General features: G+C 45.0%; 15 protein-coding genes. 7 read left to right on the top strand and 8 right to left on the bottom strand.

Features of this window, described 5'->3' with window-relative positions; translation table 11 throughout:
• Window positions 1-68: 68 nt before the first annotated feature.
• The 4 genes from proA to frsA all read right to left on the bottom strand — a co-directional run bounded on the left by proA (window position 69) and on the right by frsA (window position 4260).
• Complete coding sequence (proA, locus tag BMZ28_RS09025; protein WP_074822556.1) at window positions 69-1322, bottom strand: glutamate-5-semialdehyde dehydrogenase; 1254 nt, start codon at window positions 1320-1322, stop codon at window positions 69-71.
• Window positions 1323-1333: 11 nt separating this feature from the next.
• Window positions 1334-2437 carry a glutamate 5-kinase gene (proB, locus tag BMZ28_RS09020; protein WP_074822552.1) on the bottom strand — a complete coding sequence of 368 codons (1104 nt, stop codon included), beginning with the start codon at window positions 2435-2437 and terminating at the stop codon, window positions 1334-1336.
• Between the two features lie 116 nt (window positions 2438-2553).
• The gene (gene crl, locus BMZ28_RS09015) at window positions 2554-2952 is read right to left on the bottom strand and encodes a sigma factor-binding protein Crl (RefSeq protein WP_074822547.1); all 399 of its coding nucleotides are present in this window, start codon (window positions 2950-2952) and stop codon (window positions 2554-2556) included.
• Between the two features lie 60 nt (window positions 2953-3012).
• Window positions 3013-4260: an esterase FrsA gene (gene frsA / locus BMZ28_RS09010; protein WP_074822544.1), complete on the bottom strand. Its 1248-nt coding sequence runs from the start codon at window positions 4258-4260 to the stop codon at window positions 3013-3015.
• 612 nt (window positions 4261-4872) lie between these two features.
• On the opposite strand from frsA, the gene BMZ28_RS09005 reads away from it, so the two are divergent.
• Genes BMZ28_RS09005 through BMZ28_RS08980 form a run of 6 tightly spaced genes read left to right on the top strand, consistent with a single transcriptional unit; the run spans window position 4873 to window position 10900 of the window.
• Window positions 4873-5397, top strand: coding sequence for a Csu type fimbrial protein (locus BMZ28_RS09005; protein WP_074822541.1), 525 nt, complete (start codon window positions 4873-4875; stop codon window positions 5395-5397).
• Window positions 5398-5435: 38 nt separating this feature from the next.
• Complete coding sequence (locus BMZ28_RS09000; RefSeq protein WP_164720462.1) at window positions 5436-5963, top strand: Csu type fimbrial protein; 528 nt, start codon at window positions 5436-5438, stop codon at window positions 5961-5963.
• A 10-nt stretch (window positions 5964-5973) separates the two neighbouring features.
• Window positions 5974-6540 carry a Csu type fimbrial protein gene (locus BMZ28_RS08995; RefSeq protein ID WP_074822537.1) on the top strand — a complete coding sequence of 189 codons (567 nt, stop codon included), beginning with the start codon at window positions 5974-5976 and terminating at the stop codon, window positions 6538-6540.
• 26 nt (window positions 6541-6566) lie between these two features.
• A complete protein-coding gene (locus BMZ28_RS08990; RefSeq protein ID WP_074822532.1) occupies window positions 6567-7346 on the top strand; it encodes a fimbrial biogenesis chaperone in 780 nt (259 codons plus the stop codon).
• Window positions 7347-7363: 17 nt separating this feature from the next.
• Window positions 7364-9904, top strand: a complete 2541-nt coding sequence (locus BMZ28_RS08985) for a fimbria/pilus outer membrane usher protein (RefSeq protein ID WP_248296100.1) — start codon at window positions 7364-7366, stop codon at window positions 9902-9904.
• A 6-nt stretch (window positions 9905-9910) separates the two neighbouring features.
• The gene (locus BMZ28_RS08980) at window positions 9911-10900 is read left to right on the top strand and encodes a Csu type fimbrial protein (protein WP_074822529.1); all 990 of its coding nucleotides are present in this window, start codon (window positions 9911-9913) and stop codon (window positions 10898-10900) included.
• Window positions 10901-10972: 72 nt separating this feature from the next.
• Here BMZ28_RS08980 and gpt read toward each other — a convergent pair whose 3' ends face one another.
• Together gpt and BMZ28_RS08970 are read right to left on the bottom strand one after the other, a co-directional pair.
• On the bottom strand, window positions 10973-11431 hold the full coding sequence (gpt, locus tag BMZ28_RS08975) for a xanthine phosphoribosyltransferase (protein WP_047781539.1): 459 nt from the start codon (window positions 11429-11431) through the stop codon (window positions 10973-10975).
• A 151-nt stretch (window positions 11432-11582) separates the two neighbouring features.
• Complete coding sequence (locus BMZ28_RS08970) at window positions 11583-12083, bottom strand: glutathione peroxidase (RefSeq protein WP_074822526.1); 501 nt, start codon at window positions 12081-12083, stop codon at window positions 11583-11585.
• 297 nt (window positions 12084-12380) lie between these two features.
• Here BMZ28_RS08970 and BMZ28_RS08965 point away from each other — a divergent pair, with 297 nt between their 5' ends.
• Window positions 12381-13841, top strand: coding sequence for an aminoacyl-histidine dipeptidase (locus tag BMZ28_RS08965; protein ID WP_047781541.1), 1461 nt, complete (start codon window positions 12381-12383; stop codon window positions 13839-13841).
• Between the two features lie 162 nt (window positions 13842-14003).
• Here the strand turns inward: BMZ28_RS08965 and dinB are convergent, their stop codons facing one another.
• Complete coding sequence (dinB, locus tag BMZ28_RS08960) at window positions 14004-15059, bottom strand: DNA polymerase IV (RefSeq protein WP_047781542.1); 1056 nt, start codon at window positions 15057-15059, stop codon at window positions 14004-14006.
• 78 nt (window positions 15060-15137) lie between these two features.
• A complete protein-coding gene (locus tag BMZ28_RS08955; protein ID WP_047781543.1) occupies window positions 15138-16139 on the bottom strand; it encodes an FAD:protein FMN transferase in 1002 nt (333 codons plus the stop codon).
• Between the last annotated feature and the right edge of the window lie 431 nt (window positions 16140-16570).

Here is a 16570-nt window from a genome sequence, read left to right as displayed (position 1 = left end):
TTCCTTCAATAAAATAAAAGCTGCTCAACAATCGATGGCAGCTTTCAATCATATATAGAAATAATAAATTAACGGCGGATCAAATCATCACCGTAGCCAATCCACTTATACGTGGTTAATGCTTCTAATCCCATTGGACCACGAGCATGCAGCTTCTGGGTACTAACGGCAACTTCTGCCCCCAGTCCAAACTGACCACCGTCGGTGAAACGCGTGCTGGCATTAACATATACCGCAGCGGAATCTACTTCAGAAACAAACCGATTGGCATTAATCAATGATCGGGTCAGGATGGCATCAGAGTGGGCACTACCATAAGTACGAATATGCTCAATGGCCTCATCCATGCCCTCAACCACTTTGACGTTTAAATCCAACGATAACCATTCCTCACCATATTCTGGATCGTTAACCGCCACCAATTTCACCTCACCACCGCTGAGGTACATCATTGCTTCAGGTGAGGCATGTAACGTCACACCACAACTGTGCATTCTCTCGCCCAATTTAGGCAGAAACTCTGCGGCAATCGACCTATGAACCAACAACGTTTCCAGCGTATTGCAGGTGCTTGGGCGCTGAGTTTTTGCATTCTCAATAATGGTTAACGCTTTATCAAAATCCGCACACGCGTCCACAAATGTATGACACACGCCAATACCACCGATAATCACCGGAATCGTTGAGTTTTCTTTGCAAAGTTTATGCAGCGCTGCCCCGCCACGAGGAATAATCATATCCACATAGCGGTCGAGCTTAAGTAGCTCATTAATTAAAGCGCGGTCGGGATTATCAATAGATTGCACCGCAGCGGCCGGTAGACCGCACTTCTCTAATGCTGACTGAACCACTGCCACCATCGCCTGATTGGTATTAACCGTTTCTTTACCACCGCGCAAAATCACCGCGTTACCGGTCTTCAGGCATAAGGAGGCCACATCAATCGTCACGTTAGGCCGTGATTCATAAATCACGCCAACCACCCCTAAAGGCACGCGACGGCGCTGTAAACTTAAGCCGTTATCCAGCTGTGAGCCATCAATAATATGTCCAACCGGGTCGGTTAAACGATAAACATGGCGCACATCGTTAGCAATCGCCGCTAAACGGGATGGCGTTAGCTGAAGACGATCGATCATCGCTTCACTTAGGCCCGCTTGTTTAGCTTGCTCGATATCTTTTTCATTAGCGGCCAGAATCACTTCACTATTGGCTTCCAGCGTATCGGCGATAACGGCTAAAGCCTGATTTTTCTTAGCGGAATTTAATACCGCCAGCTGATAAGAAGCCTGTTTAGCAGCTCGTCCCATTTGTTCTAACATTGGTTACACTCCTAATTGATGATCATATCGTCCCGATGAACGGCAACCGAACCATATTCATAACCTAATATGGTATCTATTTGTTGAGAATGGTGACCGGCGATCATCCGCATTGCATCACTATTATAACGCGCTACACCATGGGCCAAATCTTTGCCCGCCAGATCCCGAATACGGATCACCTCTCCGCGAGAGAAGTCCCCTTTCACCTCTTTAATCCCTTTTGGCAATAAAGAGCTACCTCGCTCCAGCATGGCTTTAACTGCACCATCATCAATACTAATTTCCCCCGCCGGCGGTGCGCCAAAAATCCAGCGCTTACGGTTTTCCAGCGGTGAGGTTTGGGCATGAAAACGTGTGCCAACAGACACATCATTAATCACATCACCAATCACACCTGGCTTACTACCAGCAGCAATAACCACTTCGATCCCGGCTCTGCCAGCTACATCTGCCGCCTGTAATTTAGTGGCCATTCCTCCGGTACCCAAACCGGAAATGCTATCACCCGCAATACCGCGCAAGGCATCATCAATACTCTGAACCTCACGAATTAATTCGGCATCTGGATTATGGCGCGGATCGGCGGTAAACAGGCCTGATTGGTCGGTTAGTAATAACAGCTTATCGGCCCCGCCCAGAATAGCAGCGAGGGCGGACAGATTATCGTTATCGCCCACCTTAATTTCAGCGGTAGCGACCGCATCATTTTCATTGATCACCGGAACAATCTGATTATCCAATAACGCCTGCATCATATCGCGAGCGTTTAAAAAGCGTTCACGGTCTTCCAGATCGGCTCGAGTGAGCAGCATTTGGCCGATATTGATTCCATAAATAGAGAACAACTGTTCCCAAAGTTGAATCAAACGGCTTTGCCCCACAGACGCCAATAATTGTTTGGAGGCGATCGTCGCAGGAAGTTCGGGATAACCCAGATGTTCCCTCCCGGCAGCAATCGCGCCGGAGGTCACAATAATAATACGGTGCCCAAGTGCATGCTGTTGAGCACATTGGCGAACCAGTTCAACAATATGAGCACGGTTTAAACGTAGTGAACCACCCGTCAATACACTGGTTCCTAACTTCACCACCAGCGTTTGGCTATTATTCATAATTATTCTGCCGTTAAATGCTAAAAAATGATGCAAGAGACTCTTTTTATCAGGTGTCGCGCGTTATGCCAACAGGCATAACGCGAAATAAACAGGAATTGGAGAAAAATATCGAATCAGGCGGGAGATTTATCCTTCGCGGCGGCGCTTACCATTGGCCGAAACGTTAACTTAATCGAGGTTAAATAACGTTCGAGTTTCTGTTGAAACTCCTTTAAGTTCTCATCGATTTCTTTCTGGACATCAGCATCTTTGATCGGTTTTACCTGCCAGTCCCCGGCTTTGTCATAAAGCCCGATTTGAGTACGGTAAGTAAATCCCTGCTCATCAGCTTCAATATCCATCCACCATCCCCAGAACTCCCTTTTTTCCGGAGAAGGCTTGCTGCTAACACACACCGTCAAACAATCAAAAAAATAGTGATTTCCTTTGCATTGAGACTCCCTAATGTAAGGCCCCAAACTCACAAACTCTTTCAGTAACCGACTTCTTGGGTGACCATTTGGTAACAGCATTATGTTTTACCCCTATGACTCTACTTTTTAACATTTATTTGGTTAAAAACCCGTCAGATACTAACATAGTTTCTGTTTAATCCATCCTGTCAATTGTTCCAGTCCGCTATTTAAGTTACTCAGCAATGGTGTCGAAGCGACGCTAATTAACTTTCCATCACAAGCCGACGAGACGATCAACTTTGATTCAGACAGCGGGCTAAACACATCTTTTTCAAAGGCCACTGAGCACATCGGCGCCGGACAACCTCGCCCCAACAACCCCTGATTTTTCAATGAATAACGACTGAGCTCAGCGTGTAATACATTATCGGTAGTTGAATCTAACTTTAAGCGGCTGGCAATGGTGTCTCTGTATACCATTGGGGTTAACCGTTGATTGTCTTTATTAACGAACAAATCATGCACAATGGGACCAACGCAGGCCACGCCGCGTAAACGTCGGGACTCAAGATAACCTAAACGAACCGCAACATTGGCGCCAAAGCGAATACCCAATGCCACAACGCGTTGGTGATCCACCCAAGGAACCTGATCCAATTGATTCAGCACCTGACGATGTAGCTGACTGGTATCTTCCGTGAGCGTCCATTTAGAAGAGAAACCGATAGAGGGTAAATCAACGCATAACATCGCAATGCCCTGCGGCGCTAGATATTGACGAAACAACTGATGATAATCACTTTGCAGATTATCTAAACCACCGCACATTAAAACCGTAGGATAAGGGCCGGTTCCGGTTTGTGGCAAATGAAGAAACCCGGTTAGCGTTCCACCTTCTACTTTGAACTCAAGAGATTTCAGTTCATAAGGCAGATAGCTGGCGGCCTCTCGATAAGCGCGATCGGCCAGTAACTCCGCCTGTTGAGCTAACACGTCACCGCGTAAGTGAGGATAGCTGGCGATGCTGTATAAATGGCAGGCTTTCAACCAATAACGCCCAGCCTTGGCCGGATCTTTACAGGCTAAATCCAACGCCTCTTTTTGCCAATGCATGCCTTGTTTAGCCCATTCATAAATCCAGTTGCCGCCCCGGTAACCGACTACCGTATCCAACATGAGATTATCAGTACGTTCATTGGTCGAAGCGGCAATTCGTGACAGAACCTCTTCAACCTCAATGGGATCAACACCGCGCCAGGCCCAAACAGTTTTATTAATCATGCGGTACCAGTTTGACTGAGTTTCCCCATCCAACGGTGAATTGATGCTGGCCGTTGTCTGCACGACACGTTTAACTAACGTGGAGGTTTCCGGATGTTTAAAAGAAGGTTTAAACAGCACTTCTGAAAGGTTGGCTTTTGGCATGATAGCGACGGCGGTCTCCTGTATGGCTTGGTAACAGCGATTTATAATAACAGGTTTAAAAGCATGACTTCTGTAGTGTACCCAATAAACGGTAGCAGATGAAGGTAACCTTCCCTGTCTTTACGCAATACCCGCCGTCATTTTGTTAGAACACCATTTTGAGCCAAGCCCAATTTATTTTCCTACTAAATTACAATGTTATTATCTAAACGTTCGATTAAAACGTTTAAAATATTCGATAGAAATAAATTTTTTATAATATATCTGGCAAAAGAGAATACTAACGATAAAAAAACATCATTATTAATATAAATAAAGATGAATATTTAACACCGCTTTAATTTTAAAACCATCGTCTCATGAATCGTTAGTTTTAATCAAACCAACGAACTGATATCAAAAACTTTTTCTGAAAAAGCAGTAGGAATCACAGTTTAAAAAAAATCAACGTTAAGCATTGGAACATTTTAAATTCCTGACTATATTCATTATTAACAACCTAAATTCATCATGCTTAATATTTATTTATAGTTGGCAAACGCTGTCTATTCTATTCACTCAGTAGATTGCAAAGCATTTAAGTTAAACAATGACAATGTCCGGAGTTGCTGTATGAAAAAAATATTCATTACACTGGCCTGCATTACATCTGTAATCAGTGCGACAAATGTTTTTGCTGCCGGTAGCGTCAGCGGAAGCTTGGGCGTTCAGTTAACCGTAACCAATGGGTGTGCGATTAATGGCGATGCGGCCTCAACGGGTTCCGCCAACATTGGTACCTTGAATTTTGGCAGTACTTCAAGTCTGGCAACGGCAATTACCGGTACCTCAGCAGGGGCGACCAGCGGTGCAATTAAAGTTCAGTGTACCAATACGCTGCCCTACTCTGTCGATCTGGATAATGGTGTCAACGCTGACGGGGCCTCACAACGTCGTCTAAAGCAGGGCACTGAATATGTGACCTACAACCTGTATAAAGACTCCAACCGTAGCACGCCTTGGGAAAGTGGAACGCCGCTAACCAAGACCTCAACCGGTGCCCCTGACGATCTGATCGTTTATGGTCAAGTGCCGCCGCAATCCACCCCATCAGCGGGCACCTATGCTGATACTGTGTTGGTCACTGTAAGCTGGTAAATCAAACCGATTAGAAGATAGCTATATCAGGGGCAGGAATGAGTGTATGCAACAAATGTAATCAATCCATTGTATTGATGCTGACATTTATGCCCCTGTCACCGGCTTTTAGCGTAACCACCAAGTCTGCCTCGGTCACCATTAGCGCTAACGTGGTTGCCGCCTGTAATGCGGGTTCTATATCAGGTGGCAACACCACCTTCGGCACGCTTAATTTTGGCACCTACAGCATCTTAAACCAGGAAATCAAACTAACGGGGCAAGCGAATGCCGGAGCGATTCTGGTGCAATGTGCACCCGGCGTGAATTATCAAATCGTCATGAATGGGGGTAACAGCGGTAATACAAATCAGCGCTATATGTCAGGTAATCAATTTGCTCAACATGTTAATTATAATTTATATAGCGATGCTAACTATTCCACCATCTGGGATGGCACTACCGGGATCACCAAAACGGCTACCGGGCAACAGGAGTGGGTAAATGTTTACGGACGTGTTCCAAGCCAGTCCTCTCCCGTAGCAGATACCTATACTGATACGGTTCAAGTCACTGTAAGCTGGTAGGAGACGCTATATGTTATCTTCTACTTCTATTCGATATCTTCGTGTCCCCAGCCAGTCTATTTTTCTAATTTCGCTGTTTGCTGCTTTTTCCATTTCAGCTGATATCCGCCAACAAAGTTTTTCCGTCAATGCCACAATTACCCCCGGCTGTATTTTAGGTACTGGTAGCACTGATACTAGCAATTTCGGCAATATCAATTTCGGCAACAGCATTGCCACCCTATTTAGTAATGTCGATATCACCTCAACCCAAAATGCAGGCTCCATCGTTTTAAAATGTACTCCAGGGCTCAACGCAACACTTAGCATCGATAGCGGCTTATATAGCGGCGGAAGCATCACGAATGGACGATTAATGAAGCTCACCAGCGGAACAAGTACGCTTAAGTATCAGCTTTATCAAAATGTTAATCACACGACTATTTGGGGGAATGGCAGCAATGGAGGGCCGACGCTGGGCGTCTCGGCTAATGGAACCGTTCAACAATTCGACATTTATGCCCGTTTATTTTCGACAACCGTGCTTCCTGCAGTAGGTCAGTACAGTGACACGGTACTTGTCACTGTTAGTTATTAATTTTTTTATTTACGGATGAGATAAACATGAAAATAACAAAACGACTCAATCTTTTTTTGATTCCCCTATTCATTGGGTTTTGCCTCTATAACCAACCTATTGCCAAAGCAGGCTCCATTTTAATCTGGCCTATCGATCCGGTGATTGAAGACGACCAAAATGCCACCGCTCTCTGGCTGGAAAATAAAGATAGCAAACCGGCTTATATGCAAATTCGAGTTCTGGAATGGCAGCAGCTCAACGGTGAAAACCAATATCAAAAACAAAACGATATTGCCGTTAGTCCTCCTTTCGTTTTAATTGAACCGGGCAAACGCCAGTTAGTCCGACTAATAAAAAATACTCAGGTACCGGCCAATCAGGAACGCGCTTATCGAATTCTGATTGATGAAGCCCCTCGGGCTAAAAAAGCAGATGAACCCGACGACAGCAAAAATGTCAGCATTGGCGTTAAATTCCAAATGCGTTATTCGGTTCCTTTATTCGTCAGTGGGTCAGGCGTCTGGACCAATCCGGATTACACCAAAAATCGAGATATCAAAACCGCGACCGCCCCAAAACTTAGCTATCGCCTGACCAATCAAAACGGCCAACCATCCATTGAAATACGCAATGAAGGAATCGTTCACGCTCGCCTGTCACAGCTGAGCACCCAATCAGGTACAACTTTAGTCAATGGATTACTGGGCTATGTTTTACCCGGAACAACCATAAATTTACCGTTACCTGGAAATATCAATTCAGGCAATAAACTACAGGCTTTGATTAATAATAATCCAGATCCCGTTCCGTTAATCAGACATTAATAGTTGCTGAGTTGAAAATGAATAGCGGCAATGGCCTGAGCTTTATCGGACTTTCACGTTTTATCCTCTCGTCTGGGATGGCTACTCGTCTGACTTTTTTACTCGTTCTCATCTCTTCTGCAACGCATGCATCGGATAATAAACACCTTCCACCTTCACCAGCAAAAACGACATCTGCAATGACAGAAAAAGTAGATTTACCGCCGCAGCCTGTTGCAGAAAACGATGCTCTACCGGAAATGTCCTTAATGCTGGAAATGGTGATCAATGGTCGCCCAACAAATCAGGTTGTTCCTGTTACCTACCGAAACGATCATTATTACTTGTCTGCTGAGTCCTTTAATCGGCTTGAACTACCAATAAAAATCGCCGATGTACCGGAAGTAGAAGTTGATACGCTGAAAGGACTTAATGTCAGCTATGAAAGTGCCACACAGCAGCTTTTAATCTCTATTCCGTCTGACCTTTTGCCCAAACAGCATATTTCTGATTATAGAACCACAGAATTTACCCCAGCAGAAAGCGCCCTTGGGTTACTGTTTAACTATGACATTTACGCTAACCACTCTACGGGCAAAACACAGACGGATTATACTTCTGCCTACACTGAGCAGCGACTGCTAGGTGCTTTCGGTATTCTGTCCAACACTGGCGTTTACAACCATAACATTCGCTCTGACAACAACGGCCCTACCGATAACCGCTATCTACGTTATGACACCAAGTGGTACTACACTGATGAACAGCGTATGCTCAAATACAGTGTGGGAGACATTATTACTGGTTCGCTGCCATGGTCCACATCGGTCAGACTGGGTGGGCTACAGGTTTCACGAAATTTCTCAGCACGCCCTGACCTGATTACTTATCCATTACCACAGTTCGCTGGGCAAGCGGCAGTCCCCAGTGCAGTGGACGTTTATATTGATAGTTATAAATATTCCAGTACTAATGTGAACCCTGGTCCATTTGCCATTGAAACCATGCCCTATATCAATGGCGCTGGCGATGCCACCGTCGTTGTTACCGACCCATTGGGACGTCAGGTCAATACCTCTGTCCCCTTTTATGTTTCCAGCGATTTACTCAAGCAAGGGCTCTTCGACTTCAGCGCATCCGTTGGCAAAATCCGTAATAACTATGGCGTTAAAAACTTTGATTACGATAATAGTGCCGGTAATGGAACGCTGCGTTATGGCCTGACCAACTGGATGACGCTTGAAGGCCGCGTAGAAGGGGCCAGCGCGCTAAAGGTTGAAGGTGCTGGTGCTAATATCATGCTGGGTTCCTTCGGTGTATTAAGTGCTTCATACAGCACCAGTCAAGCCAAGGCCGGGGCATTCAAGCCGGTCAATGACCCGGTATTTTCTGACGGTTCCCATCCCCAACCGGTCAGTAACTCAAAAAAAGAGAACGGCAATCAAAAGTCCATAGGCTATTCCTATAACCAGCGTTATTTTAATATCCATGCGCAGCGGGTCATGCGTGATGAAGAATATGGCGATCTCTCAAGCTACAAAAGCAGCTATCGATTAAACAAACAAACCGATCAGATTACCGGTAGCACTTCACTGGGGCAGATCGGAACGCTAGGCGTTGGCTATTTCGATATTCATAATTTTGATAACAGCCGCCTTCGACTACTCAACCTTTCTTATAACACCACCCTGTTTGGCAATAATAGTCTGTATGCTTCTATTAACCGTGAAATTGGTACTTCCGGCTATAGCGCCCAACTGATTATCAATATTCCGTTAGGAGACATGGGAAGTGCCTCAGTCACCTCCAGCCGAGACGAACATAATAATTGGTCACATCAGGCATCCTATAGCCGTTCCGCCCCCACCGATGGAGGACTCGGATGGAATGTTTCCTATGCCCAAAAACCATCTGGGCAAAGTGATTACAAACAGGCTGGTCTGGACTTTTCTGGCCGAAAAATGCGTATTCAGGGAGGGGTATACGGCAGTGATGATTATACCTATTGGGGTGAACTCAGCGGCTCGCTGGTGGCTATCAAACAGAATGTCTATGCCTCCAGAGCGATTAATGACGCCTTTGCTCTGGTCTCAACCACTGGCTACGCCGATATTCCGGTTAAATACGAAAACCAGTCTCTGGGTAAAACCGACAGTAATGGATATCTGCTCATTCCAACCGTCACCTCCTATACCAATGGAAAATATGAAATTGATCCGCTCAATTTACCTGCCAATATTAAAGTTTCCGAGGTCGAAAAATATCGATCCATTCAGCAAGGTGGTGGAGCGGTTATTGAATTTCCGGTCAGCAAAATTATTCCGGCAACCCTAACGCTGGTGGATACCAACGGTGTGCCGATTCCCAGGGGCAGCATTATCTATTTAAACGGGAAAAATAACGTTAGCTATGTCGGTTGGGATGGGGATTCCTATTTAGAGAACCTGAGTCAGGAAAACCAGTTAGTGGTACAGCGAGCTGATAATAATAAACAGTGTCAGGCACATTTCAGTTTACCTAAGCCGTTACCAAAAGGTGTTCTGGCCCTTAATACGATCGTCTGTTCAGGAGAGCAATAGAGCATAATGATAAAAAATAAAACCGCTATCCATATTACCATCAGGCTGGTTAAAACCAGTATTATACTGTTCCTGTTATTTCGAACGCTGGCGGTCGAAGCAGCCTGTTCCGTGGCGGCAACACCGAACCCAATCAATTTTGGTACAGTCAGCTCTTTTACCGTTTACAACACCAACCAGAAAACCTTAGGCCCTGGGGGACTCAGCTGCAACAGATTAGCGATTCAAGTATTACCCAGTGACTATCTGATTGCCACGCTGACTTCAGATAATCAGCTGTATTTAGTTAATGAACAAAATTCAAGTGCCAAAATTCCCTATACGGTGTATGCCGATAAAGACTATAAATATCCTTACCCACTCGGTACTCCGTTTAACTTCAGCACCTCCATACCCGGCGTTAACTTGCTTTCATTACTGGGCGTTAGCCTCGGGTTTTCTACAACTCTGTATGTGATGACCTCGGTGAATGCCAATGTCCCTGCTGGCGTTTATTCTGACTATATTCACGTTAACTGGAATTACGGTATCTGTACCTCCCTGATCTGTATACCGCCGCTAACGGGGATTGATAAAGGAAACGCCACATCCACTATCAAAGTCACACTCACGGTCACCAAGGATTGCATGATCAGCAGTACGCCAGATGTTAACTTCCAGGGTCAGGCATTAGTGGAACAGTTCACCTCGGTTAACAATAACATTATGCTGACCTGTACCTTACAAACCCCGTTTAAAGCCTATTTCAGTAATGGCAGTAACTATAGTGCGCCCTGGCGCCAGATGAAAAATACAACCACCACGGATATGCTGCAATATAATATTTACTATCCTAATACCACTACCGTTTGGGGAAATACCGCGCCAGCAACCAACAGCGGAACCGGCACTGGCGTGACGCAAAGTCTTTCTTATACTGCAACCATTAATCCAAACCAGCCGGAGAAACCGGCCGGAAGTTATACGGATACCATTATGTTTACGCTGGAATATTAACGTTTAAAAGAGACAGACAAGCCAAAAAAATAAGGCCCGATATTATCGGGCCTTATTCTATTAATCTAATAATCAGCAATCGCCAATAGGCTTAACGAAAGTAATGCCCATATCCCAAGGCTGCTCAATCCAAGTGTCCTGAGGAATATCAACCACGTAGTCATCTACCAGAGGTCTACCGGCCGGTTTGGCAAAAATCGTCACAAAGTGCGCTTTCGGGTACATATCACGAATAGCTTGTGCAGTGCTGCCAGTATCAACTAAATCGTCAATCACTATAAAGCCTTCACCATCACCTTCAGCACGCTTCAAAATTTTCATTTCACGTTGGTTGTCATGGTCATAGCTGGAAATACATACCGTATCAACGTAACGGATGCTCAACTCACGCGCTAATAAAGCGGCAGGAACTAAACCACCACGGCTTACCGCAATGATGCCTTTCCATTGTTCTCTTGGCAGTAAACGACGGGCAAGCTTGCGGGCTTCCATTTGCAACATATCCCAGGTGACGACGTATTTTTCGCTCATATCAATCGAATCCCAGCCAACTAAATGTGGCTTTCCTAATATTCAGGGGAAAAAAGTTGCAGGGGATTATAGAGATGCCGGCCAATAAAAACCAGCGGTTAAATCAGACAAAAATCCACCCGCTTATTACTAACCATGAAAAATCATAAGGTTAACCTAAGCGAGATAGGTTAAGCCCCTGAACAATTTTTTCCGTCAGTGCTTCTGGTTTGGTTACAGGCGCAAAACGTTCGATTTTCTGCCCCTGTTCAGTAATCAGAAATTTGGTGAAGTTCCACTTAATGGCCTGATTCCCCAATAACCCCGGTGCCCGTGATTTTAAATAGAGATACAGTGGATGCGTATTAGCGCCATTCACCTCAATCTTGGCAAAGAGCGGAAAGGTGACTCCGAAATTCAACTCACAAAATGCCGCAATCTCCTGATTATTGCCCTTTTCCTGATGACCGAACTGATTACAAGGAAAGCCTAAAACCATCAATCCGCTATCACGATAAGTCTGCCAAAGTTGCTCCAGCCCTTTATATTGTGGCGTAAAACCACACTCACTGGCGGTGTTGACCACTAAAATAGCCTTGGCTGGAAAATCGGCCAGCGTTTTAGCCTGCCCCGTGATGGTTGTTAATGGAATCGAAAACAGATCTTCTGACATGAAATACCCCGATAAATTTATGCTGCTATTAGTCATTATAGCGAATAAATCATCTGATATTAGCGATAAACTAAAAAGGGCTATCTATATATATAGCTCTACGGTTAATATTCAACTATACACAACGGTGGATAACAGTTAAAAAAGTCATCCATGATTAAACAACACAATTCATACATCCGTTGCTGCTATTTCAATGATATTCTGTGACGGAATATCACCCATGATTATCCCATATTATTCATAACGGCGCCCAAAACCGGCTGCTGACTAAAAGATTGTTACAGGAGACTTATCGTGTCTGACTTAGCTCACCTCTCGCCACAACATTTATGGCAACACTTCGCAAAAATCTGTTCTATTCCTCATCCATCTAAACATGAAGAAGCCCTGGCACAATATATTGTTAACTGGGCCAAAGAGAAAAAATTTCACGTTGAACGTGATGCCGTCGGTAATATCCTGATTCGCAAACCGGCTACGGCAGGCATGGAAAACCGTCAGTCTGTAGTTTTACAGGCGCATCTGGATATGGTTCCGCAAAAAAATAACGATACCGAACATGATTTCACCAAAGATCCGATCCAAACCTATGTTGACGGCCAGTGGTTAAAAGCCCGTGGCACTACCCTAGGCGCAGATAACGGCGTTGGCATGGCATCTGCGTTGGCGGTTTTATCCGATGACAGCCTGTCCCACGGCCCTATTGAAGTATTACTGACCATGACCGAAGAGACCGGCATGGATGGTGCATTTGGTTTACAGCCAAACTGGCTACAAAGCGAAATTCTGATCAATACCGATTCAGAAACCGAAGGCGAAATTTATATGGGTTGTGCCGGTGGTATCGATTGCATCACCGATCTGGCGCTAAACCGAGAAGCCGTACCCAACGGGTATCAAACCTTTAAGCTGTCTTTAAAAGGACTAAAAGGCGGACATTCCGGTTGCGACATCCATCTTGGTTTAGGTAATGCCAATAAGCTGATGGCCCGTTTCCTGTTTGCCCATGCCGCAGAGCTTCAGGCTCGCCTGCTTTCTTTCAACGGCGGTACCTTACGCAATGCCATTCCTCGTGAAGCCAGCGTAGTCCTGAGCCTGCCAGCAGCCCAAGCCGAACTGCTGAAAAAAACCTGCGCCGACTTCCTGAGCGAAATTAACCACGAACTGGAAGCCGTTGAGAAAAATATGGCATTGTTGGTTGAGCCATGTGAATGTGGATTTCAGGCTCTGACGGCTGATAGCCAATCTCGCCTAATCAGTTTAATCAATGCCAGCACTAACGGCGTGATCAGAATGAGCGACTCGGTTAAAGGTGTGGTCGAAACATCTCTTAACGTTGGTGTGGTGACAACTGAGCAAGACAGCGCTCAAATCCTCTATTTAATTCGTTCATTAACCGACAGCGGCAAGCAGTATGTGGTTGAAATGCTAACCTCGCTGGGCGAGTTGGCTGGAGCCAAAGTGAACGCGAAAGGCAGCTATCCTGGCTGGCAACCAAACCCTGAATCACCAGTGATGAATCTGGTCAGTGAAAGCTATAAAAAGCTGTTTGATACCACACCACATATCATGGTGATTCATGCTGGCCTGGAGTGCGGTTTGTTTAAACATCCATACCCTAAGATGGATATGGTTTCTATTGGGCCAACCATTACCGGCGCACATTCTCCGGATGAGCAGGTCCATATTGCCAGCGTTGGCCGTTACTGGCAGTTGCTGACACAGGTATTGAAATCGATTCCTGAACGTAACTAAACCATCAATATAAATTAGCGACAAACGGCGGATATTTATCCGCCGTTTTTATGTTCATTCTATCTGTCTCAATCCTGATGGGCCTTTATTCGACACCTAATTAGTTTTAATCCAGCAAGTTTGCTATTGAAAAAATTGATAATCCGAAAAGGGACAATTAGGTTATGAAAACAGCGGAAGCTGCCGTTCTATCTGGGGATCAACTAAGGTCACATGCAAACCAACTAACCTAACGCCCCTATTTTGACGTCGTTCTTGCCATATCTGCTCAGCAACCGCGAGTAAATCGTGACGATCGAGTCTCTGCCAAACGTGTTCCTGAGTGGTCAATTGAAAATCATTAAACTTCAATTTTACCCCCTGTCGTGCAATACGTAAGTCAGGGCGTATCTTGGTTAAACGCCGCTCCAGCTCAGGATAAAGCTGTTCAATCACTTTCAAACAACTTTGCCAATCGTGAATATCTTCGGACAGAGTGGTTTCCACCCCGATAGATTTGCGCTGCCTGTCGCGACATACCTCACGCTTATCAATCCCATTACAACGTTCATACAGAATACGACCAAACTTACCAAAGTGATTCAGTAACATAGCCAGATCATAATTCTGCACGTCTTTACAGGTATGTAAGCCCAGCTCCGCCAGCTTCTTACCCGTCACGGTTCCCACGCCAGAAATTTTGCCCAGCGGTAAATCAGACAAAAATTCCGCCACTTTATCTGGAGCAATAACAAATTGGCCGTTAGGTTTATTCAGATCGGAAGCAATTTTCGCCAAAAATTTAATCGATGCGATGCCTGCTGATGCCGTAAGATTGAGTTCTTGATAAATGGACGCGCGAATATCCTGAGCAATCAGCGTCGCCGAGCCATTGAATTTTGGGCAATCGGTGACGTCCAGATAGGCTTCATCTAAAGACAGCGGTTCAATGATTGCAGTATAGCGTTGGAAAATACCGTGGATTTGCCGGGAAATACTTTTATAAACGTCCATTCTACCCGGTAGCACTTTCAAACCAGGGCACAGTTTAAGCGCCTGAGCAACTGGCATCGCACTATGAACCCCATAACGACGGGCGATATAGTTAGCCGTACTGATAACACCGCGCTGTTCCCTGCGCCCGCCGACAGCCATAGGAATATTCGCCAGACTCGGGTCATCGCGCATTTCCACTGCCGCATAAAAACAGTCCATATCAATATGTATGATTTTGCGCACGCCATATCCCCACGCCTTTAGACTGTATAAATATACAGTCTAAAGGTTTTCTGCTCAAGGAAAATGACCTGTGTAAAATCAGTGTATTGCTACTTTAGCCTTAAATGCCGCAGAGTAGTGCTCAACAAAATCATTATCAGATTGAGTAATCACCATGACTGGAATACCCAGTTTATCAGCCAAGGCAATGCCTTCCTCCGGCCCCATAACCCCTAATGCCGTAGAAAATCCGTCGGCGGTCATACAGGATGGACTCATCACGGTGATAGAAACAATATTGTTGGTAACCGGCCTTCCAGTACGGGGATCAATTGTGTGGGAATACCGAACCCCATTCACTTCAAAAAAGTTACGGTAATTGCCGGAAGTCGCCATGGATATATTCCCCGGCTCAACCACTTCCTGTACGGTTTGTTCAATACCGGCAGATGGTTTTTCAATCGCTATACGCCACGGCTGTTTCCTGTCGTTAATACCTCTTGTTCGAACTTCACCGCCAATATCCACCAGATAGTTTTCAATACCCACAGACTCCAAATATTCCGCCACCGCATCCACACCATAACCTTTTGCGATGGAGGATAGATCAAGGTACAGCTCAGGAATCAGTTTCACCAAAGCGTTCCCTTCAACCTTCAACTTATCCATTCCAACCCAGGCTCTTCGCTTTTCCAACTCGGCTTCAGTCGGTACTTGGTCTGTATGAGCTTCAGGCCCAAATCCCCACAGGTTTACCAATGGCCCAACGCTAATATCCAAAGCACCTTGGCTCAGTTGATTAATGCGAATGGCTTCATTCACCACTTTTACCGTTGCCGCAGAAACAGGGAATGGTTGATTGATCTCCCTACTCTGATTAAAACGACTTAATTCCGAATCAGGGCGGTAGGTTGACATCTGGTTATTCACTTCTTCCAGTAACAAATCTATTTGGTTGTGTAATTGCGATTCGGAGGGTGAATCTGATGAAGCAATATATTTTATTGAGTAGTATGTTCCCATTGTCTGTCCATTAATGGCCGATTGTTGAGGATTACAACCGGAAATAAATAATGTACTGATAAAAAATAATAACGACATCAATGAATTAGATAAATTACTCAAAATGTTACCCTATACTATAATAGTTAAATACCAACAACCGAGAACCCGAATCAATATGGCTAACACAATATTATCCATTAAATCGACTTTATCCAAATAACCAAAGCGGTGGTATATACCGATGCTTATATTCTTAAATTAAATTGACTTGTTGGCCACCTCGCTCATAGCAGAGCTATTTTAACTGATTCACCGCTCATTATTTCGAACAAGAACAATATAAAAAAAGAGCGGAGAGAGAATAACCATTTACTGGAATACGATCTGATGGCCACAAAAAACCCGCTATCTTATCGGGCTTGCTACACTGTTATTATCGACTATTTCTAGCGGGCAGCCTGATGCGACTTTCTTCGCTAAAATAACGATAAATTCCTCATTCATTAATAAAAACCGATGGCTGCATC

The organism is Pragia fontium DSM 5563 = ATCC 49100, assembly GCF_900112475.1.
In the GTDB taxonomy this organism is placed as follows: domain Bacteria; phylum Pseudomonadota; class Gammaproteobacteria; order Enterobacterales; family Enterobacteriaceae; genus Pragia; species Pragia fontium.
Note: the sequence above shows the minus strand (reverse complement) of the source record. Positions and strands in the feature narration are given on the sequence as shown.

Coding starts and splice junctions, on each gene's coding strand:
- proA (WP_074822556.1), bottom strand. CDS start 1,322: ATGTTAGAACAAATGGGACGAGCTGCTAAACAGGCTTCTTATCAGCTG.
- proB (WP_074822552.1), bottom strand. CDS start 2,437: ATGAATAATAGCCAAACGCTGGTGGTGAAGTTAGGAACCAGTGTATTG.
- crl (WP_074822547.1), bottom strand. CDS start 2,952: ATGCTGTTACCAAATGGTCACCCAAGAAGTCGGTTACTGAAAGAGTTT.
- frsA (WP_074822544.1), bottom strand. CDS start 4,260: ATGCCAAAAGCCAACCTTTCAGAAGTGCTGTTTAAACCTTCTTTTAAA.
- BMZ28_RS09005 (WP_074822541.1), top strand. CDS start 4,873: ATGAAAAAAATATTCATTACACTGGCCTGCATTACATCTGTAATCAGT.
- BMZ28_RS09000 (WP_164720462.1), top strand. CDS start 5,436: ATGAGTGTATGCAACAAATGTAATCAATCCATTGTATTGATGCTGACA.
- BMZ28_RS08995 (WP_074822537.1), top strand. CDS start 5,974: ATGTTATCTTCTACTTCTATTCGATATCTTCGTGTCCCCAGCCAGTCT.
- BMZ28_RS08990 (WP_074822532.1), top strand. CDS start 6,567: ATGAAAATAACAAAACGACTCAATCTTTTTTTGATTCCCCTATTCATT.
- BMZ28_RS08985 (WP_248296100.1), top strand. CDS start 7,364: ATGAATAGCGGCAATGGCCTGAGCTTTATCGGACTTTCACGTTTTATC.
- BMZ28_RS08980 (WP_074822529.1), top strand. CDS start 9,911: ATGATAAAAAATAAAACCGCTATCCATATTACCATCAGGCTGGTTAAA.
- gpt (WP_047781539.1), bottom strand. CDS start 11,431: ATGAGCGAAAAATACGTCGTCACCTGGGATATGTTGCAAATGGAAGCC.
- BMZ28_RS08970 (WP_074822526.1), bottom strand. CDS start 12,083: ATGTCAGAAGATCTGTTTTCGATTCCATTAACAACCATCACGGGGCAG.
- BMZ28_RS08955 (WP_047781543.1), bottom strand. CDS start 16,139: ATGTCGTTATTATTTTTTATCAGTACATTATTTATTTCCGGTTGTAAT.